A 24,805-nucleotide genomic window follows, 5' to 3' on the forward strand; every position below is an offset into this window, starting at 1 on the left:
ATTGACCTCCTGTAGACAAAAAAAAGCCTCCCCAAAATGACCAACATCCTGTCATCTCATTAGAGGAGGCATTGCTATTTATTAAACGCTGTTTCGCTTGAGCTTTAAAAGCATTAATCCCAGTTCAGCTTGACTTCATTGCCTGTGCGGGATGATTCGTAAATGGCGTCGAGAATGCGGTTGTTCGTATAGCCCGACAGCGCGGACGTAATCGGCTCCTTGCCTTCGCGGATGCATTCTACGAAATGGCGGCTCATCAGTATACGGTCATCTTCGCCCTCAAGCGGCGTGATGTCGCTCTCCACAACCTCATTGTCCGTATGCGTAACATATTTGCCGTTATTTCCAATGATCGCTACGCCGCCCTCCGTTCCCATCAAATGAATAAACGGGTCCTCCGGCAGAAAAGCCGAATGCGCCGCCCAGCTCACCTCAAGCGATAAGGTTGCCCCGTTATCGAGCTTGATTAGTGCCGAAGCAAGATCCTCAACATCATAATACCCATCCCAATTCGGCGTTCCCCAAGTACCGGTACCTTGGCGCTTTGGTCCGAATTCCGCGTAGGTTGAGCCGTAAACTGAAATCGGCTTCGGATTGCCCATCAAATAAAGGGACAGATCAAGCATATGAACGCCGATATCGATAAGCGGGCCGCCGCCTGCTTGGTCTTTGCGCGTGAACCATGAGCCCCAGCCGGGAATGCCTTTTTTGCGGAACCAGCCTGCCTTCGCATTATAGATAGGACCAACATCGCCGTTGTCGATACGCTGCTTCAAAGCACGGCTAAGTCCAGACCAGCGCATTTGATGCGACATCATTAGTATTTTGCCTGATTTCTTCGCTTCCTCCACGATGGCGCGAGCCGCTTCCGAATCGATAGCCATCGGCTTCTCTAGAAGAACATGCTTGCCTTGCTTCAGCGCTTCAATGGCAAGCCCCGCATGGAACTGGTTCGGTACGCCGATAACAACCGCATCGATGCTCGGATCCTCAAGCAGCGATTGCGGGCTTGCATGTACAAGCTGAATGCCATGCTCCGCGGCGCGCTGCTCGGCAAGCGGCAGATATACGTCCGTAACAGCAACGACGTCGATGCCCTCTACTTTATTAAACGTCTCCATGTGAATGCTTCCGATCGCACCCGCGCCGATAACACCAAGACGTATGTTTGCGTGACTCATGTATTGCTCCTCCTATTAGGTTTGCGAATGCAAACCTTGCTTCGTAAGATTAGGCTTAGGTTTGCGAATGCAAACCTTGCTTCGTAAGATTAGGCTTAGGTTTGCGAATGCAAACCTTGCTTCATCATTTCCTATACGGTTACTTGCTCAGTATACCGCTTTCGCTTTTCGCCGTCACTGTCCGCATTTGGCGCACTCTTGTCCTCGTTTGTCATTTTCCGGACAGGCGCCACGTCTCGCCATGCGGCATAATCAGAATACGCTCTTCATCGATGCGGCGTTTTCTGCGTTCGTTCTCCAGTCGATCGAGCGCTTCGCGCGGCGTGTCGTCAGCCAGCTTGAAGGCGCCATAATGCATCGGCACGAACCATTTGGCTTTCAAATCTTCAAACGCTTGGAGTGCCTGCTCCGGCGTAATATGCTGCGGCCCCATGAACCATTCCGGTTCGTAAGCACCGATAGGCAGAAGCGCAACATCAATTGGAAAGCGGCGGCCGATTTCCTTGAAGCCTTGGAAATAACCGCTGTCCCCAGCAAAATAGATGGTCGGCGACTCCGAGACGACAGGCCGATCCACTTGGTTTAGCTCCCCAAAGTATGGATCCTCCCAAGCTGCCACGGGCTCGGCCGCGCTTGCGATCTGGGCACGAGCTTCGCCCTCATCCGAGCTGCCAGGCTGTTTATCCGTTTTGACGCCAACATGGCTAACGGTCTTGCCGCTCCGCGATGCAGGGCGCTCGATCACAAAGCCTCCCCAGTGCGAGCTATTCGTATCCCAAGGATTCCGGCGGGTCGAATGCTGCGAAGGCACAAAGGTGAACTTCACGCCGTTGATCATAACCGACTCCCACCAATGCAGCTCCTTGATTCTTATAAAGCCTTTTTTCCGCAGCTTAGCTCCAAGGCCGGCAGGCACAAGCATTTGTCTGGCGCCGATTAGCCTGCGCAGCGAATTTATATTTAAATGATCATAATGGGAGTGTGAAATAAGTACGACATCAATTGGCGGTACGTCTTCTACTTTGATTCCCGGCGGCGAAAGTCTTTTTTGAAAAGCCATCTGGGTTGACCATACAGGGTCCGTAATGATGTTTAATCCGCCAAGCTGAATGAAAAAAGTCGAATGGCCTACCCATGTCATGGAAGGCCGTTTTCTATTATCCTCCAAGTATGCGATGTCAGGTTCAACATTCGGAACGGTGAATGAATAATCCTTCATTCTCAGCCTGCGAATGCGTTCCTGACGCCATCTTTTGAATTGCTTCAAAGACGTATGCTGCTCGATAGGATCTATGTTAGCAAATCGTTTTAACCTCAACCGTCCATCCCTCCCTCGCAATTATCTGTTGTTTTTATAAGATACCAAGTTGACGGCTCCCAATGCAAATATGTTATTTATACGTAAAAAGCTCATCTGTGCGGGTCAGCCCTTTCTGGCAATAAGCGAATATTCACAATCTAACCGTCTCGTCGTTAGCATCCTAACATGAAATCAGTTAAACTACCTTATATAGGTTTTACACATAAGACTACGCTTTCGACGCAGCATTTGTTACTCTAAGCCAGCAAAAAAACATCAATCCCATAATCATTTCCAGGAGGTTTCCTTATGAAACTAATTTCAATAGAACCAACTCCGAGTCCAAATTCCATGAAGCTGAATGTCGATGAGATGCTTCCGCGCGGGCGCAGGCTTACCTACAAAGCTAGCGAAGCAAGCAATGCTCCTGAGCCGCTTCAGCAGCTTTTGCAAATCAACGGCGTAAAAAGCCTGTTCCGTACCGCTGACTTTATTGCCCTAGACCGGAAGCCTGGGGCGGATTGGGCAGCCATACTGGCTGCAGCAGGACAGCTCCTTGAACAGGATAAGGCAGCTGAAGGAGTTGACGGCAAGAGCGGTCCTTCGGCAAGCTACGGCGAAGCGCAGGTACTCGTTCAAATGTACCGCGGCATTCCGATGCAGGTACGCGTACGCATGGGGGACAGCGAGGTTCGCTCGGCACTGCCTCCGCAGTTCGCTGAGGCGGTTGGCGTTGCAGCCGGCTCTGGCATGATTCGCGAGCGCAAGCTGGAGGAATTTGGCGTCCGTTATGGGGAGCCCGAGGAAATCGCGGCTGAGATCGTGCGCGAGCTGGAAGCCTCGTATACGCCAGAGCGGCTAGAAGCTCTCGTACAAGCTGCCATCGAGCTTGGAAATACTGGCGGTGCGGAAGAAGCTTCAGCTGCGGTTGTCAGGCCTGCTCCGCTTACCTTTGAAGAAGCACAGGAGCAGTTCGCTTCCCCTGATTGGCAGGTGCGCTATGCCGCTCTTGAGCGTTATGTATCCGCCGTCGAGGGTTTGCCGCTGCTTGCTGCGGCCATTAAAGACGAGAACACCTCGATTCGCCGATTGGCGGTCGTTTATCTTGGCGATCTACGGTCCCCTGAAGCGCTGCCTTATTTGTTCATTGCGCTGCGCGATTCCTCGACATCCGTCAGGCGGACGGCCGGCGATACGTTATCCGATCTAGGCGATCCGGCTGCGGTAGGGCCGATGATCGAATCGCTTCGCGACAAGAACAAGCTTGTACGCTGGCGCGCTGCACGCTTTCTGTACGAGGCAGGCGACGAATCGGCGATAGAGGCGCTTCGTGAGGCTGCGAAGGACAGCGAATTCGAAATACAGCTCCAAGCCCAGATGGCGCTTGAGCGAATCGAGCGCGGCGAGGAAGCAGCCGGCTCTGTGTGGCAGCAAATGACTGCGGCTCGCAAAAGCGAGCAATAAAACATTACCTTTTATTTGAACGGCTAAGCCTGCAATAATAAGAACGTGCAATACGCAAAAAGGGGTGCAGCGATGCATCCCTTTTTACGTTATTGCCTCCTCCCGCGAGCAACAAAAAAGAGGCGCATCTCTGCACCCCGGATTTCTTCGATCGGATAACGCTGCTAACGGGCGTACTCCAATTGTATATGGACGATAAGCGAGTTATTGCCTGCATACGGCTCATAGCTTGCCCGGTAGCCAACAGCCACGTTCGCGCCCTGGAAGGCCGCTTTAAGCGCAGCAGGGAATTGTGCGCCATCCTCATACCTAAACGCTAAGCTTGCCGTGCGCGAGTCAAGCGCCGATTGAATGATCTGATTAAGCTGCTCCGAGCTTGATACCGTATATTCAGGCTCAAGCCAGTGAAGGCCTAGCGCCAGCTTCAGCCTGCTGAATCGATTGCGCTCCGTCGCCTGCCCCTGCTGCTCAAGCTCGCGAATCGTATCCGCATAGGATACGGTTGCTGCGGGATAGGTTTTCGTCCATTGATGGTCTACGCGCAGCTCCGCGTCCGTCTTTAAATAATAATTGTAACGGATTGTATTCTTATTCTCTTCGGCTGCTTTCGCTGCAGCGTCCTTGCCGGCGGTTGCCGTACTGACCGGATCATCCCATGTTAGATCGAGGTGATACCAAACGCCGCCAAGCTGCACCATATTCCAAGCATGCTCGCCCGTATTCACCGTGCCCTCGGCAATTAATACCGTTATTCCCGCTTCCTTGAGCATCTTGTAGCCAAGCAGCGAATACCCTTGGCAGACTGTCTCCCCAAGCGTTATCGCGTCATAAGCCGTATAATGCTTTAAGGATTGATCGTACTCAACATGGCTCACGATCCAATCGTGAATCGCTTTTATTTTCTCATGGTCGTTCATGCCCGGTTCAATGATCTCTTGGAGCGCCTTCGCGACTGCGCGGTCAACGGCAGCTGTCTGTTCCGGCGTCTCCCGGTATCTTGCTTCGAGGGCAATCGTCGATTTATTGCCCCAGCTACGAATCGTATAGATATAGGATTCTAGAATGTAAGCTGAATAGTCATCATGACGAAGGGCTGCGCGAATTATCTCCGTCAGCTTTCCTGATAGCTCCTGCTTGTCCCCTGTGTATGCCACCGAAAAATGCTCAGACCGCGCTTGGAAGCGTTTAGCGATTTCCAGCTCCAGCCGATCCAGTTTATTCGTCTCATCCACTACGGCGACCTCCTCCGACTCCGCTGCGGCAGGAAACAGATCCAGCTTTAAGTCAAGATAGAACGCAGCTATTATGACGATAACTACCACCAACAACTTGGAAGCTACTCTATGCATTCGTACCTCCTGAACGGCTTGTGAAGCAAGTCGCCTCGAAATACCGCGGCTATCGTTCACGAGCCTGTTTTTTAATACAGCCGTTACGTTTTAAAGCTATGTAATCAAACTGTAATATTTCTCTCATCTTGGTTTCATCTTATGCTTATATAATGAATTCATGACCCCCCTTTATTATATATTCTCTCTTGTTGCCTGCAGCCCCGTGCCGCAGGCTTCCTTTTTTGCCGAGGCATGTACGACCGCCTTCTGTAAAAAAGGGATGACACTCTCCCAAAATGCCGGCGCCTGTTCCGAAGCGCTGTGCCCCTTCGCAGATACGAACAGCGTATTGATCATGCCGTCGGGCAGCTGTTCCTTGAGCTCTCGCAAATCTTCCGCGCTAATAAAATCATCGCCATTCGAATGAATCATCATAACCGGCGTCCTGCCTTCTTCCGGGCTGCCCGCATGTTTCGTTAGTACTAACGGAATGCTTGCCTTCTTAAATTCCGCCCGCGAAATACGTGCACGAATGAGCCAAATCTTCGGAATTAGATAGGCAAGCGGAAAAAGCGGCAGCTTTTTTCGTTTCAGCTCTGACTTCATCATCGTTTCGAAACGAACGGGCATCGAGTCGGTTACGACCGCGTTTACCTGCATCCCGTGATCAAGCGCAAGCAGCGCCCCGAAGCCGCCGAGCGAATGGCCGAGCACCGCGACCCGATCAGGGTCGATGCCTGGAAGCTGCTTAGCGGTCTCGACCGCAGCCAGCACATCGTCGCGAAACATAAGCGCGGAAGGCGCCGATATGGAATCGCTGTTGCCGTGGCTTCGCGCGTCGTACATAAATACAGCGAAGCCCGCTTCATAAAGCGGGCGGGTATAACGCAAAACTCTATTCCGATTGGAGCCCCAGCCGTGCGCGATCACGATAAGAGGAATTTGTTCATGGTTTGAACTCGCCTCAGGCGCCGGATGGAGAAGCCAGCCCTCAAGCTTAGATCCGCCGCTCATGAAGGACAAGGATTGCCACTGCGTGTCCACGGCAGGGGCTTCCGGATTCGAAAGCTTGCGCGGCCTCTGGCTGCGCGCCCCCATTTGCCAGACAAGCGCAGCTAGCAATCCAACGATAATTAACAAGCTAGCCAAAAACCATAAGGCATTTCCCACCATATTTCCCCCTTTGGCTTACAAAGCCCGCACGGCTTCTACAAATTGCCGTGCCCGCTCCGTTACTTGCGTGAATTTCCCCTCGCGAACCCAATCCAAATTAACGAGCTTGCTGCCCATTCCGACGGCATTCGCTCCTGCTTTAAAATAATCGGCAATGTTATGTAGATCTACTCCGCCGGTTGCGATCATCGGTATTTCATTCAGCGGACCACGAATTTCCTGCAAATATCCGATGCCAAGCGTACCCATCGGGAATATTTTGACCGCATCGGCTCCTGCCTTCCACGCCTTCACGATCTCTGTCGGCGTCATGACCCCGGGCCAGACGGATAGTCCGCGCTCGCGTCCGAAGGCGATAACGTCCTCATCCAAATTAGGCGAGATAAGAAACTGGGCTCCAGCGGCAACCGCTTGCTCAGCTAGCGCAACATCCGTTACCGTGCCTGCGCCGACTGCCGCCTCAGCGCCAAACTTCGTGCGCCACCGCTCGATCATGGCAGCAGCGCCCTCCGTATTCATCGTAATTTCCATCATATGAATGCCGCCGTCTATTAAAGCCTGCGCCGCAGCATCGGCATGGCGATCTTCGATTCCCCGCAAAATGGCTACAATTTTGTGCTCCAGCAGCAGCTCAAGCATCCCGTTCATTCGCTTCTCCTCCGGTCTATACTTTCATTTATTCCCAAATTTGATTTAAAATTCGCAAAAATAAGTTCGGAAACGGTAAAGTTTCCATATCTTCCTTGCCAATCCATCGATAAGAGCCAGATTCCGTATCCCCTGTGCCATCGGAAACGGCTTCAAGAGCCGCGTTGTTAGCATCAGCAGGTGTTAATGTGTCGTATAAGGGAGCTGACTCCGCCGCCACATTCGTGCTATTCGCTGCAGCCAGCTCCTTATAGGCGTCGGCCTCTTCACCCAAATCAGCTAAATAAAAACGCATCTTCCAGTGAATGTGGCTAAAAATATGATCCGCATCCGTAAACCAGCTGCGCGGGCGGATAAGCAGCCCCGTATCCTCCTCCAGCATGCGGCTGATCATCTCGGCAAGCTCACCCTGCTCCTTCGGAGCGGACTCATCGAGCCATTTCGTTTTGTCCGGCTCCAATAACAGGTGAGGCAGCTCCCACATTTGGGCTAGCAGCCCCGTGGCTGGACGCTGCCTTACAAGCACTTTGCCCTTGTTCTTGCCGCTGCCTGCAACGATCACTGCCGCCCTGAATTCTGGGCGCGGCGGCTTCGCCTTCGTCTTGATCGGCAGCTCCGTTTCCCTGCCTGCAAGCCTAGCTGCGCAATGCTCCATCACGGGGCATGGCAGGCAGCTTGGCGATTTCGGCGTACAAACGAGCGCTCCAAGCTCCATAAGCGCCTGGTTAAAATCGCCCGCCGCTCCTTCAGGAATCAACGAAGCAGCCAGCTTCTCGATACCGACTCTCGTAGAGGGCTTCGCAATATCGTCCTCCAAACAAAAATAACGGGAGAGCACGCGCATGACGTTGCCATCGACCGCAGGCTCCGGGCGATTGAACGCGATGCTCATGATCGCCCCGCTAGTGTACGGACCAACGCCTTTCAGTCCTGCGACAGATGCTTTATCATCCGGCATGATGCCGCCGTAGCGCGCAACGACCTCTTTGGCGCCTGCTTGCAAATTGCGCGCGCGCGAATAGTAGCCCAGTCCCTCCCAGCTTTTGAGCACCTCTTCCTCCGGCGCTTCCGCAAGCGCTGTGACGGTAGGAAACTTGCCCATAAAGTTGTTGTAAAACGGAATGACCGTGTCTACTCTCGTCTGCTGCAGCATAATTTCCGAAACCCATACCCGGTAAGGGTCGCGGTTCTTCCGCCAAGGCAGATCGCGCTTAATGAGCCGGTACCAGGTCAGCAGCTCCGTACTAAAAAATTGTTTTATTGCTTCTTGTTCCACTAGCTGTAGTCCTCCTCAGATGTGACAGCGGTTTCCAGGCGATTGCCAATGCTATGCTTGACGATCCGTCGATAATGAATGGGCGTGAGGCCCATATACCTTTTGAACAGTCTTGATAAATAATGATTTTGCATCCCAACCTTCTTGGCGATAGTTGCGACGGGAAAGTCCGTTTCCATAAGCAGCTGCTTCGCAAGCTCGATCCGGCGATTTGTCACATACTGAATCGGCGAGCAGCCCATAAAGTTTTTAAAAGAGGTAATGAAATAATTCGGATGAAGGAAGGCGACCTTCGCAAGATCCTCGATTTGAATGTTCACGTGCAAATTCGCTTCGATATAGGCGAGCACCTCATTCCATTTTACCTCAAAGCTAGGGTCTTGGAGCGTTTGTGTCTGAATTTGGCTTTCATCTAGATAAAAGGAGAACATCTCAAGAAAAATCGCTTTTAAACGCAGCTCTCTCGTGATGGTAGGGTGATATTGAAAAGTATACATTTTGGCAAAAAGATCGTTCATCATCTGCCTGTCCCGCACATAAACGAACGGCGGCAAATGGATGGAATTGATGAATTCAATATCGCCGAGCTCCAAACGGAAATGGCACCAATAGCAGCCGTGCGGCTCGTCGCCTTCCGTACCGAATGATTGTACCGTACCTGCAGGCAAAAAATAAAGGGTCCCCGGTTCAAGAATATAGCGCTCATCATCGATTTCCAGCCATGACCTTCCCTTGTCGGGATAGCAGAATCGATAAAAATCGGGTTCCGTTTTCTGCACCTTCCAGCCCGGCAGGTTCTCCGAATAAGCGGTCATGATAACCTCAGCTTGGATCTTATTCAATTGATTTTGTAATATACTCTCAATTGTCGGTTTCATAAATTCTCCTATAGGTAAAACTGCGATATAATAATAGTCGTTACCATTTGATATGAACACAAAACTACCTATTCTATTATACGAACTAACGATTCAAATTCATATGGGATTCATGAAAAAACCCAAAACAAACCCGAAATAACCATATTTTTGAAAAGATGTAAGGAGAGTTGTGAATGTCTAGTAAAAAAGTGATTATTTTTATTGCTTCCGCGGGACTGCTGCTCGCTATGACAGGCTGCGGCGGCGGGTCCGGAAGCTCTTCACAGAAAAACAAAGCTTTGGATGGACCGGATGAGGTCGTAGCCGTTTACAAGGCGAATTGCGTTAGCTGCCACGGCACCGGGCTGCAGGGCAGAGTAGGTCCTGCAACGAATTTGCAGAAGGTTGGCGAACGCATGAGCGCCGAGGACATTACGAAGCAAATTGAACAAGGAGGCGACACAATGCCTGCCTTCAAAGAACGTCTGACTGCCGAAGAAATTGCCGGATTATCCGATTGGCTCGCTGCCAAAAAATGATCGTAAACAACAAAAAGGATGCCTAAGCGGAATTGATTGCCGCCGGCATCCTTTTTTCAATATTGGCTAATAACCGATATGGTGACCGTTTATTTTGGGAGATTTCATAAAATGAAGAGCAGCTTGGCCCGCGTACGTCCAGTGCGTTTCACCCATTTGGGGATGAGCCGGAAATAGATCGCCCTGGATCAGCATCAAATCCCCGCCCCAATCATCTGAGTACAAACCGTCATATTCGACCCATTGTCCTGTTTTAAACCGACGCTTCTTCTGCTGCCGTTGCTCCTTCATTCCCGCCAACCCCTCTCGACTCGCTAGCTTGGTATATTACATTCCAAGTATAGGCAAAAGGTTACAGCTATATCCGTTCCGCAACAACAAAAGCTGAAGCCAGCTTGCGCTCGTGGGTAATGGTAACATGGATCCGCACAGCTTCCGGGCTCATGTCAAGCCGCTCCCAAGCGGCAGCCGATAAGCTGCACTCCGGCTTGCCGCAGCTTCCGCGCAATATTTCGATATCCGTAAATCCCATAACCTTTCCGATTCCGCAGCCAAAAGCTTTCACGACCGCTTCCTTCGCCGCGAATCGCCCCGCCGTAAATTGGTGGAGCCGCTCGCCCGAATACTGCTCAGCAAGCGCGAGTTCACCTGCCGACAGCACGCGTGATAAGAATCGCTTGCGCGAGGGTCCCTCCAATACTTTTACGATGCGGGTTATATCCGATAAATCATGTCCGATGCCGATGATCATGCTAACACCTGCCTTTTCCCTGATGGTGAGATTAGCAGATGGCTCGTTTGAAGTCAAGCCTAGCCGCATGCGGCATCTCGATTAGGACATCAGGTTGATTAAGGCACTTGCTGGCCACCGCCGATTACCCGTTCATAGTGGAAGTCATTTCCTTTTGCATCCTTAACGTCCACCGTTATTAAGCTTTGCTGCTTATCGTCTATGAACTCGCCTGTTGCCCGGTACGTGTATTTGGTGAAGCCGGGAAATTCGAACGGCTCGTTCGCCGCTGGCTGCAGCTTGAGCGGAATCGATTCTTTATTCGTATTTTGATTGCTGTCAGCCGCGGAATCATCAGCAACCAGCGTTATGTCAGCATTAGCCAATACAGGCGCGCCTAGTCCTTCAGGCAGCCAGACATCAAGTCTTGCAGCTTGCTCCCCCGTCTTCTCGTTAGCAGAAATACGCATGCTCATATGCGCTTTCTCGCCCATCACATGCCAATAAATCGGCTCGGAAAGCTTCTGCTCGGCAGCCGCCTCCGGCGGCGAAGTCGACGATAGCCAGCCTGCCAGCACAAACAAAGCAACAGCGAGCAGCACTTCTATTCGAACGCCCAGCAGCAAGCCGCGTGTTGCTTTTGGCGCTTTCGACTGCGCAATCCGGGGCATGAACACCAGCTTGTGAAGCGCAGCAATAACAAGCACAAGCAGCATAAAGATGGACTTAGCAACAATCAGCCTGCCATATGCACTCGTATACAGTTGCTCCCATGCTGAAAGCCTTGCTGCCGACAGCCAGATGCCGCTAATCAAAATGAGCGCCATGCTTGGCAGCGCCCATCGCGAGAAACGCACGGCCGCTTGGTTTAAGTGGTCTATGGCGCTGCGGCTGAAGGTGAGCGAAAACAAACCTGCGAGGCCGCCAAACCATATCGCCGCGGCACTCATATGAACCGCATGGGTAGTGATCGCCAAGGCTGCGTCCTTCATGGCCGCATACGCGTGGCCCGTCAAAGGAAATGTCAAAATCAACCCAGCTGCTGCGCCAAATTTGAGTGGATTCGCCCATTTCCGCTCTCGGCTAGGAGCGAATGCAAGCAGCAGCGCAAACAATGCGAGCGCTGGCCGCAGCGCTGCCATCTTCCCAATCATCGTTCCGTTAACCAGCTCAACTATCGTAACGCCGCCGAATTGATTCGACAGCATGGAAAGCCTTGTTAAGCCGGAAATCACCCAGACTGCAGCCGTTATTCCGATAACTAACCGCTCCGCTCGCAGAGAAAAGCCATAGGGAGCCTGAGTCTCATCGCTTCTCCAAAGCACGTATCGGAAAAACAAAATGCCAGCCAGCATCACGCCCGCCAAAATATCTAGCACGCGCAGCATAACCATAAGCTGCTGGCCGCCCGGATGCTCGTGCTCGCCTTCCTCGGCGTGGCTGCTGCCAGCATGCTCGCCATGACTCGCATGACTGCTTGCCGCTTCACCCGAAGCAGGCTGCTGCTGCGTATTTCCCGTATCCGTGGCCGCAGGCAAGCCAGCTGCTGAATCAACGCTGTCTGAGCCTGCTATCTCGCCGGCTGAATCAGCAGCGCTGCCGGGAACGCCGTCACCGGATGCTTGCTCCGTCCCTAATACGACGTCCTCTTTGCTTTCTGGAGCCGCAGTCTCGCTAGGCGAGGAGCTTACGGCCGGCAAAGGAGTGACGATAGGTTTCGGAGTCACGGCTGCTTTAGGCTGCTCGGTAGGCGCCTTCGTCTGAGCCGGCTTCGCCGTAGCCGCTGGTTTGGCGGTTGGTTTCGCGGTTGGTTTGGCGGTTGGTTTCGCCCCGATTCCTGTGTTTCCGGAGGAATTGCCGTCAAGGGATACGGTATCGTCCGGCGCTGCATCCGCAAGCTTCGTACCTACGGCGAATCGGAAGGAGCCGTCGGTCATATGGGAATCAAGCGACAGCACCTTCCAGTTCACTTGGTAAACGCCTTTCTCAAGCTTCGGAATCGTATAAATAAGCGTAAGGTCATCTTCGCCGCTCAGCTTGCCAGCGATCGAGGTGCCGCTGTCTTCACGCTCAAGTGTGACGTTGCTTAGCTTTAAATCAATCTTCTCTGTAAAAGTTATTCGAATCGCAGCAGGAGACTCCGCCAGCTCCGCATCCTGATAAGGCGTCGATTTCGCAATATAGGCATGCGCCGAGACTAAGCTCGGCATGCATGCCCATAACATAATAAGTATAGCCAAACGATTTATTAATTTTTTCATGAGAATGCCTTATTTCGTGTAGATCGCAACTGCCGGTTGATTGCCGCCGACTGCCGGGAAATATTCAACGGCTGCGCCAGCCGCCTCTGCTGCCGCGCGGAGTGTTACAGAGCCGGTGCCTTTGTAAGCTGCGTCAACATATTGTTTGATGAAAGAAGCATCTACCTTAGTTGTACCTTGCGCAATCGTCAAGCTGTTCACGGCAACCACATTACCGTTTACGTAAATATGCGGCTTAGCTGTCGTAACGGAGCCGGGAAGCTTTACCGATTTATTTTGAACCGTAAATGTCATGGTCGCTTCATAGTTAGTTGTGCTGTATTCGCCTTCCTTGGACTCCTTCGTGCTAGGCTTGGCGCGAACCAAATAATAATCAGCAGCGCCAGTCGTGAACGTAAAAACGCCAGTCGCATCGGTCTTCAGCTGGGTTGCTTCCGAATTGCTGCGGCGGATAATATCTACGGCTGTATCTGCAAGCGGCTCGCCTTTTAGGAGCAATTGAATCGATACCTTCTCGTCCGGTGTAACAGCAGCTGGGTTAAAAGCCGGGACAAGCTCCGCGCGATCCGGGCTTACCTGCTTAGAGAAGCCTTTCAGTGCCTTGACACGCTCTAGCATGGGAATATCGCCTACCGCCACAAATGATTTTGCGCTGCGCAGCGTTCGGCTTGAAGCCTCTGCACTCTTGAACACGCTGTCTCCTTCTGTCGAAATGATGTAAGCGCCCGGTACATTCGATTTAAAGGAAGCTACCGAATAATTGTTTAGAGCTGGCGTCGTTTCTGTTGCCGGTTCGCCCGTATAGAAGCGTGTGTCTGTAATGTCGGATTTCACGCCTGCCGGCGTAGTAACGTAAACTTTCGAGGCGCTGCTCCACTGCCCTTCGAGACGGTAGCTTTTGTGCTCGTTGGAGTGGTTGCCGTACATCAGTTCAACATAAGATACTTGGCCCTGTGCTACGATTGGCGCGCTTGTCTGTGACCACCCATCATGCGCGAATACCGGAACCGCCGCACCGAGTGTCAATACAGCAGCAAGCGCTGCTCCTACGATCTTTTTCCGAAATGCCATTAAAAATACCCCCATCGACTTGGATTAACTCTCCAAATTGTATCAGTAGGGGGCACGCTGCACATGACTCATAAGAGCTATAGTGCTGTGAACGATATGTGAATTATGTCAGCCAATTAGAGCGCGTACTCGGAAAAATCAATCGGAAGCCCATTTACGCTTTTGACAATGCTGCCTTGACCGCCAATGCTTAGCTTAAGCTCATTCTGTTCCAAGGTCGCATATCGGACGCTTAGCTTCTCGTCAGACGACCAAGCAGGAGCATGAAGCCTTGCTTCCGCTGCAAACGCCTCAAGGCTGCTAATCCCCCGTTGCCGCGCCTCTTGCTTGCGAATGGCTTCAATGATGACCCCGTTACGGCCGCCATCGCTTGTAACGACATAACGATCAGCCAGCTTATCAACCTCGTAAGGCTGCATCAAATAGACCGCCACGTATACGTTATTCGTCTGTCCGAGCATAATGCCGGGCTCTTGCAGCCAATCCGTATTCGGCAATACCCCGACGATTTTGTTCACCGCGTCTGCTGGGAGAGGATAAAGGGCAGCGATCGTATTTTTATGAAACAGAACCTCGGTATGTCTGCTCTGGTGCCTCGGATCGTCTTTGGCATTCTGCTCGGCCGGATGGAAAAAGTATGCTTGGTTTACGCCGCTTACTTCGCCAATCGGAAATGTGATATCCCAGCGATGCTGCTCATTGTCAAACTCCTCATACCGCTCCCACATTCCGCCCGCCGCAAAATCAGAGGTAATATACGCATAGCTATGCAGGCTCTTCGCTCCATCATCCGACAGCTTTGCGAGCTGCTTCTTCACTTCTACAGGTTCGTCTCTATGCAGCGCGGTTTGGCGTGCCGTCTCGGGAGCCTTATAATACAGCAGACCGGCGTACTCCGTCCGAGGCAGCTCCGCAGGCAGAACAAAATCACCGAATTGCACATAGTCATGCAGGACGTTGCCGTCGAGCGGAATATCATGCTTCTGTCCGCGGCAGTGCGCGCCGGCCCAAGTCCCTTTCAAGTAAAACGCCGCTCTCTCTGACCAGAGATAATCAAGCATGCCGCCGAGCTCTTTTTTAATCGCCGAATCGTAAATGAGCAGCCATGCGCATGTAAAGGCCTGCACCCAATGCCAAAACCATGGCAAGCTGCCGTATTCCGACATCCCATGCTTGCGAACATGCGCCAAGGTGAGCTGGAGATTGGTGCGGCCAGCTTCCAATAGCTCAGCGTCCCCGTAAAGTTGTCCGAAGATCAGCTTTGCCGCTGTATACTTGGCATCGTGATGGCCATATACAATTTTGTGCCTGTAGAAGCCGCTTCGGTAAATATGGACGAGCGCCGTTTCAAACGCATGTGCAACATTTTCGGAAAAATGTGCGCGGTAACGATCCGTAAAAAAAGCCATCAAGCTCCCCATCAGCTCCACAGGCAATACGTTAGGTTTCGCATGCCTCGGCTCTTGCCCTAGATTTAACGGCCAATGTCCATAGGTAGCGCTTTCAGTGTTTTGGTCTTGAAGTCGCAGCACCTCTAGCAATACCCTCTCAGCCGTCTGCTTAGCAGGCTCCGCTTCAAAGGGCAGCTGCTCCGGCATGCCGACTGCCGCAGCGAATAGATAGGAGGCATAGTAGAAGTTGTCGCGTATATCGTTATGAAACCATAGTCCGCTGCTTAGCAGAGGCTGGTTCCACGCTGCAATCGCTATTTTTTTCGCAATCTCGACTTGTCTAGCTGTAAAGGTCATTTTACTAATCTCCTTGTTCGCCTGTCTTTCTTACTAGCATATATAATTTCAATAGTGATGGAAACCTTTTCATTGTTTTCTACCCAAAATAATGATAGCTTTGAAGCAATTAAACTCCTTCGCCGCAGGGAGCTCATCATAATCGTCTAGGGAGCTGGAAACGTTGCAAACCGGGTACACATCGATCACCTCTTTATCTAGCGCAGCAAACTTTAAATGGAAAGCGGAGAAGAAAACGACGGTTACCTTCCGCACGTACATACAGCCGCGAGAGTATGGCCTGTTGTCATTCAAGCTCTGGCATAGCAATTCAGTCGATTCTACATGGGCAGACGGCTCTGAATCCAAAGCCAATGATCTTGGCGGATGCTGGCGGATCGAATCCTGCTTTGTCGCAGACGGCGGCGCACAGCCGGATGGAGCAATCGTCAATGGATCTGTGTGTGGCGTTACATTTGGCGGTGCACCCTCTAAGAACGTGCAGCAGGGCGAGCAATTTTGGAGCGACCCCGTCGCGATCGCATTGCCCGAAAATCATTTTCTGGCATTTAGCTGGGCCCTTACTTTAGATGGTTCAGCGGAAGGCATACCGTTTAATACCGAGACATTGCTCGCGAGCGCGTATGAAGCGGATGGTGACCTTGCCGGCCAAGCTTCTTCCGAAGGTTATGCTCCGGCCGGCAACCGCCAGGTGCTTCCTTCTCTGCTCGCTTACGAAAAGAACGTCCAAAAAACGATCGTCTTTCTCGGCGATTCGATTACGCAAGGCGTTCGCACCGAGCAGGATGGCTACGCCTTCTGGGCTGCAAAGATTGCGGCGGGCCTCGGGCCCGACATCGGCGTGTGGAACATCGGCAGCGGCTGGGCACACGCTTACGATTTGGTGAACGACAGCAGGTGGCTTGCCAAAGCGAAGCAAGGCGACGAGGTTGTCCTTTGCCTCGGAGTTAACGACATCGGCACCGCGAGCCGAAGCGCCGGGCAATTGATCGCTGATTTAAGCGCCATTATCGAGCAGCTTCAAGAAAGCAAGCCTAACCTTGCAATCTGGCTGTGCACGCTGCCTGCTTTCAACTTCTCGGGCGAGCAAGAGAAGGTATGGCGCACGGTCAACGATTGGATTCGAACCGAAGCCGCTGCCCACGTTTTCGGCGTATTCGACATCGCATCGGTGCTTGGACAAGCCGAGCCTAATGGAGAGCTGCTCCGTCCTGAATTTATGAGCCCTTTTAACGATCCTCATCCGAACGGAGCTGCTGGCACTGCGGTTGCCGATGCTTTTCTAGCTTGGTATAGAAGGTAAACGGAATAAACAGCGGGGGAAGCAAGACATCTTGCTTCCCCCGCTGTGCTTCCATTTAATCCTATGACCTGATGCCCTGTCTGCCGAAATATCGATCAAGCAGCAGCGACACGGCAACTCCTACGCTGTACCTGACTAAGTCAATGGTCAAAAACCCGCTCCCAAGCACTAACGCTCCCAGAAAAGTGCTGCGGATCGCTTGAATCCATTCAGCTTGATAAAGCTGGCTAAACTCGATGCCAAAGCAAAATAAAATGCCAACCAGCGCAGCCCATAGCAAGCTCTTCCGCACCCATAAGAGACGAATGCCAAAATATATCATGCTTGCCCAAAGCGCGTCCCCCGCATGCTCTGCAACAAAAACAGGCAGCATATCCGCATAACGCCTAGAGCTAAAGCCAAGTATCATCGCGACAAATACTGCAATCAAGTACCGTAATCCGGCTTTCAATACATACACACCTACTTTATACGGATTGCAAAAACAAGCTAATACGGCTGCGTATCGTCGTCCAATCGGTACTGCTCTTCTCGAACAACAGATGATCGATCGGCAAATCGTTCAATATCGCCAGTTCATATGTTTTTCGCAGCTCAAGCGCTTCAAGCAGTCCAACAACGCCCTTTAAACCCTTGCTTCTCCCATAACCTTGCTCCGTATAATACCAAGTAATAAAATCCAACCATTCAGCAGGCCGTTCAGCTATGACCTTAGAAAAATCATCCTTAAAATTACGCTGGTGCAAATAAATTAACAATGGATTAAGCGGCTTTATAAGGCTATGAAGTTCGTGGATGTAGGAAGCGATCGCAGACTGAGGCTGATTTTCACGCGCCAGCATGACCGTTAATGGATTTTGCAAAAAACAGCATTCCAATATGTACACTTCGTCCCCGTCTGCTGCCCGCTTCACAAATGAGCTCCATTTGCTCTTTATTAATTGCTGATGCTTCGCGAGCGGCAAGCTGTACACATCATAAGCGTCAAAATTTTCCCCGTGGAACAAATCCGATTCCTTCATCAGCTTGCCGTAATAAACGATAAATCCGTCCGCTTGCGCTTCCGAATGCCGTTCGATGAGCTGCTCGCGTTCCGCATGCTTGTGCAGCAGCTCCTTATATTGTTCGTCCGTCAAAAAAGCCGCGCAGTCATAGTCAGCCGGATGCTCCAAATCGCCTTCCAAAAATAAGCGGTTAGCTATATTTTGTTTATCCAATATTTCTTTTACATATCGTGCCGTGCTTGTTTTTCCTGAGCCGGGCAAGCCTTCCACAACAATTAGCTTTCTGTTTCTCATCCGTAACAGCCCCTTCCAACAGTTACATATTCTCTCCGCCAAACTATTTTCCTGCCCTCAGCAACTGCCTTACTAAATAAACCACTTAACTGCTGCGCATAAAAAAAAGACTGCCCCATGCCGATCACTCGGCTTAATGGGACAGTCCTTATCACGTTTCGAGCAGCGAAAGCAGCTTAAATGCCCGGAATCGGGGAGCGCTTGTGCTCGGTTTTCAAGTATTGTTTTTCAAGCTTCTCGCGAGCTTCGGCATTAATGTCCTTGCCTTCAAGGTAATCGCTATTGTCACCATAAGTGATGCCTAGCTCACCCTCATCGGTCTGCCCATCCCATAAGCCTGCGGTTGGCGCTTTGTCGAGCACGCTTTGCGGCACGCCGATATGGGAAGCAAGCTGGCGCACTTGACGCTTGTTGAGCGTGCTTAGCGGTGTAACATCAACTGCTCCGTCGCCCCACTTCGTATAGAAGCCGGTAATTGCCTCGGACGCATGATCCGTGCCAACGACTAGCAGGTTAAGATCAAATGCGAGGGCATACTGCATGACCATGCGCGTTCTTGCCTTCACATTGCCTTTGCCGCCGCGGCTCAGATGGCGCGGGATGCCAAGCGACTTGAAGCTATGCTCCACCTCGATCGCGATCTCGTCCACTGCTTCCGCAATATTCGTCTCTGCGCGGTGCTTCAGCTGGAAAGCTTCTGCAACCGCGTAGCTGTCGGAAATATCCGATTGCTCGCCGTAAGGCTGGAAGACGCCAAGCGTCATATACTCGCGTCCGGATTCTGCGCTAAGCTCATCCGTTGCACGCTTGCAAAGGCCAGCAGCAACGGCGCTGTCAATTCCGCCGCTAATGGCGATGAGCAGCCCCGTCGTACCGGATTGTTTCACGTATTGTTTTAAGAAATCGACCCGTTTGCGAATTTCAACGTCCGGATCAATCTCTGGCTTTACGCCAAGTCTTTCAATGATTTCTTGTTGTAAGCTCATAGTTACCTTCCCAATTAGCGGCAGAACCGATCGAAAGCGTCTGACAGATCGGCTGCAATATCCGATGCGGAACGGTTTTCGATCTGGTGGCGCTCGATAAAGTGTACTAGCTCTCCATCTTTCATCAATGCGATGGAAGGGGAAGATGGCGGATATGGAGCAAAATATTCGCGAGCTTTTGCAGTTGCTTCTTTATCTTGACCTGCAAACACAGTAAACAAGTGGTCAGGGGTAATATCATGCTGAAGCGCGTCAGCTACGCCTGGACGGCATTGGCCTGCTGCGCAGCCGCATACGGAATTGATTACGACAAGTGCCGTACCTTTTGCGTTTGGCAGATTTGCTTCTACTTCCTCAGGTGTGCGAAGCTCCTGAATACCGATGCGAGTAAGATCGTCCCGCATAGGTTGCACCATATCTAACATGTATCGTTCGAATGACATCGACATCGAAACACACTCCTTTAATTACTTTATTTTAGCTACTATTATACCTTCCGTAGTCAAAATAAAGCAACCGGAGCGCAATCACTCCGGCTGTTCTTTTTTTCATGTGGAATCGGGAGAACGGCTCGGATCATCGAGGCCATACGCTGCATTTTTGTCAGGATGGGCAAACAATCCTTCCTTCGGCGGCAGCCCCTTCTCGAAAATATCCCGGTTCTCCGCCGTCAAGAAGCCTATGTCCTTAAACGGATGCACCCATTCGTCGCCCGCCATGATAGCCGGATCGGTGTCCTCGCTCCACTGTGAGAGCGGCGAATCCGGCGACTCATATTGATGATCGCCGATGACGATGCCATATTGATTCACAAAAGGCTCGCGGCTTCCGCGTCCATCCTGAAATATAGGCAAAAACTCGATCTCATACGGATCTAGGGACGGATCATCGACATGCTTCTTGCTCTCATGATTATCCGCTGGCACATGATCACCTCCGGCTAAATGGACGGACGATTGGGTCCATCCAGCTTTTTGTCAAAACCAGCGGACTCTGGCGACTTGCCTTGCTCTGCCGCGTTTTTCGCAGCTTGCTGCGCCTGCTCGGCCGAACGGTTTTTTTGTTCATTTTGCTGTGACAATGCTAACGCCTCCTCCCTTTATACTTATAACCTATAGTGCGGGTTATCGTTCAAAGGTAGTATGCGCCAATCCGTCCTTCCTTATAAATCCTGTGAGAGCCGCACCATATCGACAACCTGTATCCCGTTTTCATAAATCGGCTCCGAATAATGTCTTATAAAAAAATCCCGGTCAATGCTCGTCATGCGAAAGCCGCATTTCTGATAGAGAGCAAGCTGGGCAACGCCTGAGTTGCCCGTGCCTATTTCAATCGTTTTGTGGCCCTGCTTCATTGCTTGCTGAATCGCATGCTTCACCAGCCGCTTCCCTATCCCCTTGCCTTGGTGGTTTTCTGCGACAGCCACATTTACGATTTCGACCGTATCCGGCCTAGTCGGCAGCAGCACATACTCCCCGATTATTTCGTTATCTAGAACTGCGACATAACACTTACCGCGCTTTAAATATTGCGAAACAAGCGCCTCAGAGGGGTCTGCCAGCAGCAGCAGTTCCATCGGAGGCTGCTCTTCCTTTAAAAGCTCTCGTATTTCCACCTGCAACGCTCCTTTTTTTCCATCGCTACATAAATGCAAAAAGAACCATAAATGAATGAACACTCATTTACAGCCCACTTTACGCTAAACTAGCTTTCTCCTCGGGCAGGAAGAAGGTGACGATAAACGTTGTCCCATGATCCTCCTTGGACTCCACGTCTATCCGTCCGTTATGGCGCTCCGCGATGCTAAGGCAAAGCGGCAGTCCCAAACCCGTACCCTGCGTCTTCGTTGAAAAAAACGGCTCGAACAAATGCTTCATTTGTTCTTGAGAGATGCCTACGCCTTGATCGGCTATTCGCAGCTCTACTTTGTTATCGTAATAGCTCGTGCTAATAAATAATAAGCCTTTTTCACTCATGGCTTCCATGCCGTTGCGGGCAATGTTGAGAAACAGCTGCTTAATCTCTCGGTTGTTCATCATGATGAGCGGCAGGCCTTCACAAAGCTCCACTTCAATCGTCTGCCCGCGCAGGTTCGCGTCCGCGTTCAATAACGGAATAAGCTCGTTAATAATATCATGCAGAGATGACGGCTCCATCGTGAGCGCCCTATTTTGTGCGAGCGACAAAAAGTCGCTAATAATCATGTTCGCCCGGTCAAGCTCTTCGATTACGATTCGGAAATATTCTTGTTGGTTATTTGGGCTGCGTTCCTGTATAAGCTGCACAAAACCGCGAATAACCGCCATTGGATTACGAATCTCATGCGTGATGCTCGCCGCCATTTGACCGACTAGGCTTAGCCGTTCCATTCGGCCAACCTCGTCCTTAAGCTGACTCAGCTCCGTAATATCCTGTGCGATAAGCGCCGCGCCCGCATTTTGATCCGTTAAGGAGGTTCGCAGCGATATCGTCGTTAACAGCAGCATTTTGTCCCCATCGGCGAACGGAACAAGCGAGGACTTCTTGCCATTAAGCGCTTGATAGAGCAGCTTGACACAAGCATCTCCGTATCCGCTCTGAAATACGAGCGGAAAGGCTGTACCCAGCAGCTGCTTTGCTCTTATATACTCTGATCCCAAGCTTAACAATCTCGTTGCCATTTCGTTAGAATGCGTTATTTGCCCTTCACGATCAACGACGATTACCCCAAAGGATGTCTCGTCTATAAATTGCTGCAGCTTCTCTACTTCATTTCGATAATTAGCCGATATCCGTTTCACTTCATCATTGAGCAGCTTCTTTTCCTGCACGCTCTCGATCATAAAGATGGACAGCCACGTTGCCGTCAGTGATGCAGATATGGAAAGAATAAGCCCTATAACTATGCCAAACGACCAAGTTGCCTCGCTGAATGAAATAAAAGCGGTAACCGAAATACTGAAATAAAGCATTAATATGATCATTAGAAGTGTGCCTTTATATTCCTTGCTGAGTGCCGATGCTCGCTTGAAAGGACGGATGGAAAACAGCATTAGCGTAACAAAGCCAACGACAAACAAAATAAAGCTGACGGATTCCCATATGCTGTCCAGCATCGGTACTCTAAGGACTATGTAAATGAAGGTTAGTACGGTCAGTGTTGGAAAACCTCCATAGAGCGAGCCTAGCAAATATGGAATAAGACGAAAATCAACTTCATAATCGAACACATTTGGAGCTGTCAGCATGCATAGTATCATTGAAGTTCCACAAAAAATGCCCATAAAAAACGGCATTCCCTTCCAGCCTTGCTCTTTGTCATGCCAAAGCTGGAAGGCGAAAACAGGCAATAAGGATAAAATGAATTGTAACAGCAATTCCTTTAACACAGCCGATCGGTTCCCCCTACTCGCGCTCCGAATGCATGTCCCTTATTTAGTTAGCCTTTCATTACCAAGTATATGAATCTATTAATCCGATTAAAACATAAAAGGCAGCTATTTACAATTGTTCCTCCATCCAATTTATCATTTCTAAAATAGCCTTCTCTCCTTCTATATCGTTGTGGAGCTCATGCAGCCCGCCATCCCACCGTCTGAAATGACATAACGCTGCAACATTTTCAGCAAGAAGGGAGCTGGCATCAAATGAAGTGACACGATCGGAGGTTCCATGCATGAGCAGCAAAGGAACCTGCAGATTAGCGGCATTTGCGAGTGCCCACTCGCCGCCTGCGCCAACCTCGGTGAAGGTATGCAGCGTAATTTTTGTATGGCATAAAGGGTCTTCCACTATTGGCGCCGCTTGATCATAGCCAGGGCGAAATAAATCGGCGGGATTTAAGCCCGTTGACTGCTGCATCGTCGGAACGATAGAGGCAAGCCGGCGTCCGAACCACTCCACCGCCGGATGCGGCCTGAAAGCGAGTCGCAGCCATGGGCTTGTCAGCATGAGTCCATGAATAGGCGGATGAAGGCGCAGCGCGCAATTTAAAGCGACATTGCCCCCCATGCTATGGCCGTATAAGAAAATTGGCACGCCAGGATGGCGCTTGCCTGCGTCTTCGATCATCAGTGCGGCATCGCTCGCAGCTGCGCCAATCGAATGCATATGGCCCCGCTTCCCTGATGAGCGGCCGTGCCCATGCTGGTCAAGCGCAATAAGGGCTATGCCAGCCTCCGTAAAATGAGCTGCAACATGCTTATATCGATCGCCATGCTCGCCCATTCCGTGTACAAGACAGACGACAGCTTTTAATTCATGCGCTTCAGGCTTCCATTCCCGCAAAAATAAGGTTGAGCCCTTTGCCCCTGTTAATTGCCATTCCTCACGCAGCATCATAACGCCGCCTTTCATTTGTGGTATTATATATCTACTAATAATATAGCAGGTGGAACGAGATGCAATATGATGCAATTGTAATTGGCGGCGGCTCTGCCGGGTTAATGGCGAGCATAGCCGCAAGCAAGGATGGCGCTAAAGTGCTCCTTCTCGATAAAGGAGATAAATTAGGCCGCAAGCTCGGCATATCAGGCGGCGGCCGGTGCAATGTAACGAATAATAAAGATTTGGACGAGCTAATCAAGCATATTCCCGGCAATGGCCGGTTTCTTCACAGCACCTTTGCCAATTTCAACAATAAAGACATTATCGCTTTTTTCGAAAAGCTTGGGATTGCGCTCAAGGAAGAGGACAATGGCCGCATGTTCCCTGTGTCTGACAAAGCCAAAACCGTCGTGGATACGCTTGTTAATCAAGTTCGGAAGCAAGGCGTCAAAATCATGTTAAACGCTCCCGTCGATCATATCATGTATGGCGAAGGAAAAGTGACAGGCGTGCGCACCAAATCCGGCGAGACGTTCCGCAGCAGAAGCGTAATCGTCGCCTCCGGCGGCAAATCGGTGCCGCAGACCGGCTCGACCGGAGACGGCTACGCTTGGGCGGAGAAAGCCGGCCACTCGATTACCGAGCTGTTCCCTACCGAGGTTCCGCTCACGTCGAATGAGCCTTTCATTACGAGCAAGGAGCTGCAGGGCTTATCCTTAAGGGACGTGGCATTGTCGGTCATGAACCCGAAGGGAAAGCAGATCATACAGCACCAAGGAGACATGCTGTTTACGCATTTTGGCATCTCCGGCCCAATCGTCCTGCGGTGCAGCCAGTTCGTGGTCAAAGCTTTGAAGCAATTCGGCACGGGCAATATTGAAGTTGCGATCGACCTCATGCCGGATAAAAGCAAGGACGAGGTATACAAAGAAACGATGAGGCTCACCGAGCTCGAATCCAAAAAAACGATTAAAAATGTGCTTAAAGGTTATTTGCCCGAAAAAATGATTCCGATTCTGCTCCAGAAGGCAGGTTTGCCGGATAGCCTTACTTACGATAATATTCCAAAGCAGGATTGGATAGCTCTATCCCAGCTTATTAAACATTTTCCGATTAGAGTGTACGGATCGCTTTCCATAGAAGATGCGTTCGTAACGGGCGGGGGCATTAACTTGAAGGAAGTGGATCCAAAAACGATGCAGTCGAAGCTGATGGATGGGCTGTACTTCTGTGGAGAGATTTTGGACATTCATGGCTATACCGGAGGCTATAACATAACCGCCGCATTCTCAACCGGCTACACGGCCGGTTTGCACGCGGTGCTTCAATAA

25 protein-coding genes are annotated in these 24,805 nt (G+C 51.1%); 4 read left to right on the plus strand and 21 right to left on the minus strand.

Annotated features, from left to right (window positions below):
- Nucleotides 1-113 precede the first annotated feature (113 nt).
- Together ADU23_RS02210 and ADU23_RS02215 are read right to left on the minus strand one after the other, a co-directional pair.
- Nucleotides 114-1,181: a Gfo/Idh/MocA family protein gene (locus ADU23_RS02210; protein WP_053372245.1), complete on the minus strand. Its 1,068-nt coding sequence runs from the start codon at nucleotides 1,179-1,181 to the stop codon at nucleotides 114-116.
- A 211-nt stretch (nucleotides 1,182-1,392) separates the two neighbouring features.
- Entirely contained in the window at nucleotides 1,393-2,499 is a 1,107-nt protein-coding gene (locus tag ADU23_RS02215) for an MBL fold metallo-hydrolase (protein ID WP_053372246.1), read from the minus strand.
- A gap of 291 nt (nucleotides 2,500-2,790) precedes the next feature.
- Between ADU23_RS02215 and ADU23_RS02220 the strand changes: the two genes are divergently transcribed.
- Nucleotides 2,791-3,945: a virulence factor gene (locus ADU23_RS02220; protein ID WP_053372247.1), complete on the plus strand. Its 1,155-nt coding sequence runs from the start codon at nucleotides 2,791-2,793 to the stop codon at nucleotides 3,943-3,945.
- A gap of 164 nt (nucleotides 3,946-4,109) precedes the next feature.
- On the opposite strand, the gene ADU23_RS02225 is transcribed toward ADU23_RS02220, so the two are convergent.
- The 5 genes from ADU23_RS02225 to ADU23_RS02245 form a co-directional block, all read right to left on the minus strand.
- Nucleotides 4,110-5,294, minus strand: a complete 1,185-nt coding sequence (locus ADU23_RS02225; protein ID WP_053372248.1) for a transglutaminase domain-containing protein — start codon at nucleotides 5,292-5,294, stop codon at nucleotides 4,110-4,112.
- A gap of 174 nt (nucleotides 5,295-5,468) precedes the next feature.
- Nucleotides 5,469-6,446, minus strand: coding sequence for an alpha/beta hydrolase (locus tag ADU23_RS02230; protein WP_053372249.1), 978 nt, complete (start codon nucleotides 6,444-6,446; stop codon nucleotides 5,469-5,471).
- A gap of 18 nt (nucleotides 6,447-6,464) precedes the next feature.
- Nucleotides 6,465-7,097, minus strand: a complete 633-nt coding sequence (locus ADU23_RS02235; RefSeq protein ID WP_053372250.1) for a bifunctional 4-hydroxy-2-oxoglutarate aldolase/2-dehydro-3-deoxy-phosphogluconate aldolase — start codon at nucleotides 7,095-7,097, stop codon at nucleotides 6,465-6,467.
- A 28-nt stretch (nucleotides 7,098-7,125) separates the two neighbouring features.
- Nucleotides 7,126-8,373, minus strand: coding sequence for an A/G-specific adenine glycosylase (gene mutY, locus ADU23_RS02240; protein ID WP_053372251.1), 1,248 nt, complete (start codon nucleotides 8,371-8,373; stop codon nucleotides 7,126-7,128).
- Nucleotides 8,373-9,251, minus strand: a complete 879-nt coding sequence (locus tag ADU23_RS02245; protein ID WP_053372252.1) for a helix-turn-helix transcriptional regulator — start codon at nucleotides 9,249-9,251, stop codon at nucleotides 8,373-8,375. The genes mutY and ADU23_RS02245 overlap by 1 nt, the downstream gene beginning before the upstream one ends.
- A gap of 176 nt (nucleotides 9,252-9,427) precedes the next feature.
- Between ADU23_RS02245 and ADU23_RS02250 the strand changes: the two genes are divergently transcribed.
- On the plus strand, nucleotides 9,428-9,772 hold the full coding sequence (locus ADU23_RS02250; protein WP_053372253.1) for a c-type cytochrome: 345 nt from the start codon (nucleotides 9,428-9,430) through the stop codon (nucleotides 9,770-9,772).
- A 66-nt stretch (nucleotides 9,773-9,838) separates the two neighbouring features.
- Here the strand turns inward: ADU23_RS02250 and ADU23_RS02255 are convergent, their stop codons facing one another.
- The 5 genes from ADU23_RS02255 to ADU23_RS02275 all read right to left on the minus strand — a co-directional run bounded on the left by ADU23_RS02255 (nucleotide 9,839) and on the right by ADU23_RS02275 (nucleotide 15,582).
- The gene (locus tag ADU23_RS02255) at nucleotides 9,839-10,063 is read right to left on the minus strand and encodes a hypothetical protein (RefSeq protein ID WP_053372254.1); all 225 of its coding nucleotides are present in this window, start codon (nucleotides 10,061-10,063) and stop codon (nucleotides 9,839-9,841) included.
- Nucleotides 10,064-10,130: 67 nt separating this feature from the next.
- On the minus strand, nucleotides 10,131-10,523 hold the full coding sequence (gene acpS / locus ADU23_RS02260; protein WP_053372255.1) for a holo-ACP synthase: 393 nt from the start codon (nucleotides 10,521-10,523) through the stop codon (nucleotides 10,131-10,133).
- A 98-nt stretch (nucleotides 10,524-10,621) separates the two neighbouring features.
- A complete protein-coding gene (locus ADU23_RS02265; protein WP_053372256.1) occupies nucleotides 10,622-12,763 on the minus strand; it encodes a copper resistance protein CopC in 2,142 nt (713 codons plus the stop codon).
- A 9-nt stretch (nucleotides 12,764-12,772) separates the two neighbouring features.
- Nucleotides 12,773-13,834, minus strand: coding sequence for a DUF4198 domain-containing protein (locus ADU23_RS02270; protein WP_053372257.1), 1,062 nt, complete (start codon nucleotides 13,832-13,834; stop codon nucleotides 12,773-12,775).
- Between the two features lie 116 nt (nucleotides 13,835-13,950).
- The gene (locus tag ADU23_RS02275; protein WP_053372258.1) at nucleotides 13,951-15,582 is read right to left on the minus strand and encodes a hypothetical protein; all 1,632 of its coding nucleotides are present in this window, start codon (nucleotides 15,580-15,582) and stop codon (nucleotides 13,951-13,953) included.
- A 163-nt stretch (nucleotides 15,583-15,745) separates the two neighbouring features.
- Here ADU23_RS02275 and ADU23_RS02280 point away from each other — a divergent pair, with 163 nt between their 5' ends.
- Nucleotides 15,746-16,885, plus strand: coding sequence for an SGNH/GDSL hydrolase family protein (locus ADU23_RS02280; RefSeq protein ID WP_053372259.1), 1,140 nt, complete (start codon nucleotides 15,746-15,748; stop codon nucleotides 16,883-16,885).
- A gap of 61 nt (nucleotides 16,886-16,946) precedes the next feature.
- Here ADU23_RS02280 and ADU23_RS02285 read toward each other — a convergent pair whose 3' ends face one another.
- The 9 genes from ADU23_RS02285 to ADU23_RS02320 form a co-directional block, all read right to left on the minus strand.
- Nucleotides 16,947-17,345 carry a ribosomal maturation YjgA family protein gene (locus tag ADU23_RS02285; protein ID WP_053372260.1) on the minus strand — a complete coding sequence of 133 codons (399 nt, stop codon included), beginning with the start codon at nucleotides 17,343-17,345 and terminating at the stop codon, nucleotides 16,947-16,949.
- Between the two features lie 7 nt (nucleotides 17,346-17,352).
- The gene (locus ADU23_RS02290) at nucleotides 17,353-18,183 is read right to left on the minus strand and encodes a hypothetical protein (protein ID WP_053372261.1); all 831 of its coding nucleotides are present in this window, start codon (nucleotides 18,181-18,183) and stop codon (nucleotides 17,353-17,355) included.
- A gap of 176 nt (nucleotides 18,184-18,359) precedes the next feature.
- Nucleotides 18,360-19,169, minus strand: a complete 810-nt coding sequence (gene nadE, locus ADU23_RS02295) for an ammonia-dependent NAD(+) synthetase (protein ID WP_053372262.1) — start codon at nucleotides 19,167-19,169, stop codon at nucleotides 18,360-18,362.
- A 14-nt stretch (nucleotides 19,170-19,183) separates the two neighbouring features.
- A complete protein-coding gene (locus tag ADU23_RS02300; RefSeq protein ID WP_053372263.1) occupies nucleotides 19,184-19,618 on the minus strand; it encodes a BrxA/BrxB family bacilliredoxin in 435 nt (144 codons plus the stop codon).
- A 99-nt stretch (nucleotides 19,619-19,717) separates the two neighbouring features.
- On the minus strand, nucleotides 19,718-20,095 hold the full coding sequence (locus ADU23_RS02305) for a DUF3905 domain-containing protein (RefSeq protein ID WP_053372264.1): 378 nt from the start codon (nucleotides 20,093-20,095) through the stop codon (nucleotides 19,718-19,720).
- Nucleotides 20,096-20,109: 14 nt separating this feature from the next.
- Nucleotides 20,110-20,250 (minus strand): hypothetical protein, encoded by a 141-nt coding sequence (locus ADU23_RS33095; RefSeq protein WP_176707731.1) that lies wholly within the window; start codon nucleotides 20,248-20,250, stop codon nucleotides 20,110-20,112.
- Between the two features lie 81 nt (nucleotides 20,251-20,331).
- Complete coding sequence (locus ADU23_RS02310) at nucleotides 20,332-20,784, minus strand: GNAT family N-acetyltransferase (RefSeq protein WP_053377424.1); 453 nt, start codon at nucleotides 20,782-20,784, stop codon at nucleotides 20,332-20,334.
- A 79-nt stretch (nucleotides 20,785-20,863) separates the two neighbouring features.
- Complete coding sequence (locus tag ADU23_RS02315) at nucleotides 20,864-22,537, minus strand: ATP-binding protein (protein ID WP_053372265.1); 1,674 nt, start codon at nucleotides 22,535-22,537, stop codon at nucleotides 20,864-20,866.
- A gap of 112 nt (nucleotides 22,538-22,649) precedes the next feature.
- Nucleotides 22,650-23,489 (minus strand): alpha/beta hydrolase, encoded by an 840-nt coding sequence (locus ADU23_RS02320; RefSeq protein WP_063845928.1) that lies wholly within the window; start codon nucleotides 23,487-23,489, stop codon nucleotides 22,650-22,652.
- Nucleotides 23,490-23,548: 59 nt separating this feature from the next.
- Here ADU23_RS02320 and ADU23_RS02325 point away from each other — a divergent pair, with 59 nt between their 5' ends.
- Nucleotides 23,549-24,805 carry an NAD(P)/FAD-dependent oxidoreductase gene (locus ADU23_RS02325; RefSeq protein ID WP_053372267.1) on the plus strand — a complete coding sequence of 419 codons (1,257 nt, stop codon included), beginning with the start codon at nucleotides 23,549-23,551 and terminating at the stop codon, nucleotides 24,803-24,805.

It is taken from the genome of Paenibacillus sp. FJAT-27812 (assembly GCF_001273905.1).
Classification (GTDB): Bacteria; Bacillota; Bacilli; order Paenibacillales; family Paenibacillaceae; genus Pristimantibacillus.

Coding starts and splice junctions, on each gene's coding strand:
- ADU23_RS02210 (WP_053372245.1), bottom strand. CDS start 1,181: ATGAGTCACGCAAACATACGTCTTGGTGTTATCGGCGCGGGTGCGATC.
- ADU23_RS02220 (WP_053372247.1), top strand. CDS start 2,791: ATGAAACTAATTTCAATAGAACCAACTCCGAGTCCAAATTCCATGAAG.
- ADU23_RS02225 (WP_053372248.1), bottom strand. CDS start 5,294: ATGCATAGAGTAGCTTCCAAGTTGTTGGTGGTAGTTATCGTCATAATA.
- ADU23_RS02235 (WP_053372250.1), bottom strand. CDS start 7,097: ATGAACGGGATGCTTGAGCTGCTGCTGGAGCACAAAATTGTAGCCATT.
- ADU23_RS02245 (WP_053372252.1), bottom strand. CDS start 9,251: ATGAAACCGACAATTGAGAGTATATTACAAAATCAATTGAATAAGATC.
- ADU23_RS02250 (WP_053372253.1), top strand. CDS start 9,428: ATGTCTAGTAAAAAAGTGATTATTTTTATTGCTTCCGCGGGACTGCTG.
- ADU23_RS02255 (WP_053372254.1), bottom strand. CDS start 10,063: ATGAAGGAGCAACGGCAGCAGAAGAAGCGTCGGTTTAAAACAGGACAA.
- acpS (WP_053372255.1), bottom strand. CDS start 10,523: ATGATCATCGGCATCGGACATGATTTATCGGATATAACCCGCATCGTA.
- ADU23_RS02265 (WP_053372256.1), bottom strand. CDS start 12,763: ATGAAAAAATTAATAAATCGTTTGGCTATACTTATTATGTTATGGGCA.
- ADU23_RS02270 (WP_053372257.1), bottom strand. CDS start 13,834: ATGGCATTTCGGAAAAAGATCGTAGGAGCAGCGCTTGCTGCTGTATTG.
- ADU23_RS02275 (WP_053372258.1), bottom strand. CDS start 15,582: ATGACCTTTACAGCTAGACAAGTCGAGATTGCGAAAAAAATAGCGATT.
- ADU23_RS02290 (WP_053372261.1), bottom strand. CDS start 18,183: ATGAGAAACAGAAAGCTAATTGTTGTGGAAGGCTTGCCCGGCTCAGGA.
- nadE (WP_053372262.1), bottom strand. CDS start 19,169: ATGAGCTTACAACAAGAAATCATTGAAAGACTTGGCGTAAAGCCAGAG.
- ADU23_RS02300 (WP_053372263.1), bottom strand. CDS start 19,618: ATGTCGATGTCATTCGAACGATACATGTTAGATATGGTGCAACCTATG.
- ADU23_RS02320 (WP_063845928.1), bottom strand. CDS start 23,489: ATGATGCTGCGTGAGGAATGGCAATTAACAGGGGCAAAGGGCTCAACC.
- ADU23_RS02325 (WP_053372267.1), top strand. CDS start 23,549: ATGCAATATGATGCAATTGTAATTGGCGGCGGCTCTGCCGGGTTAATG.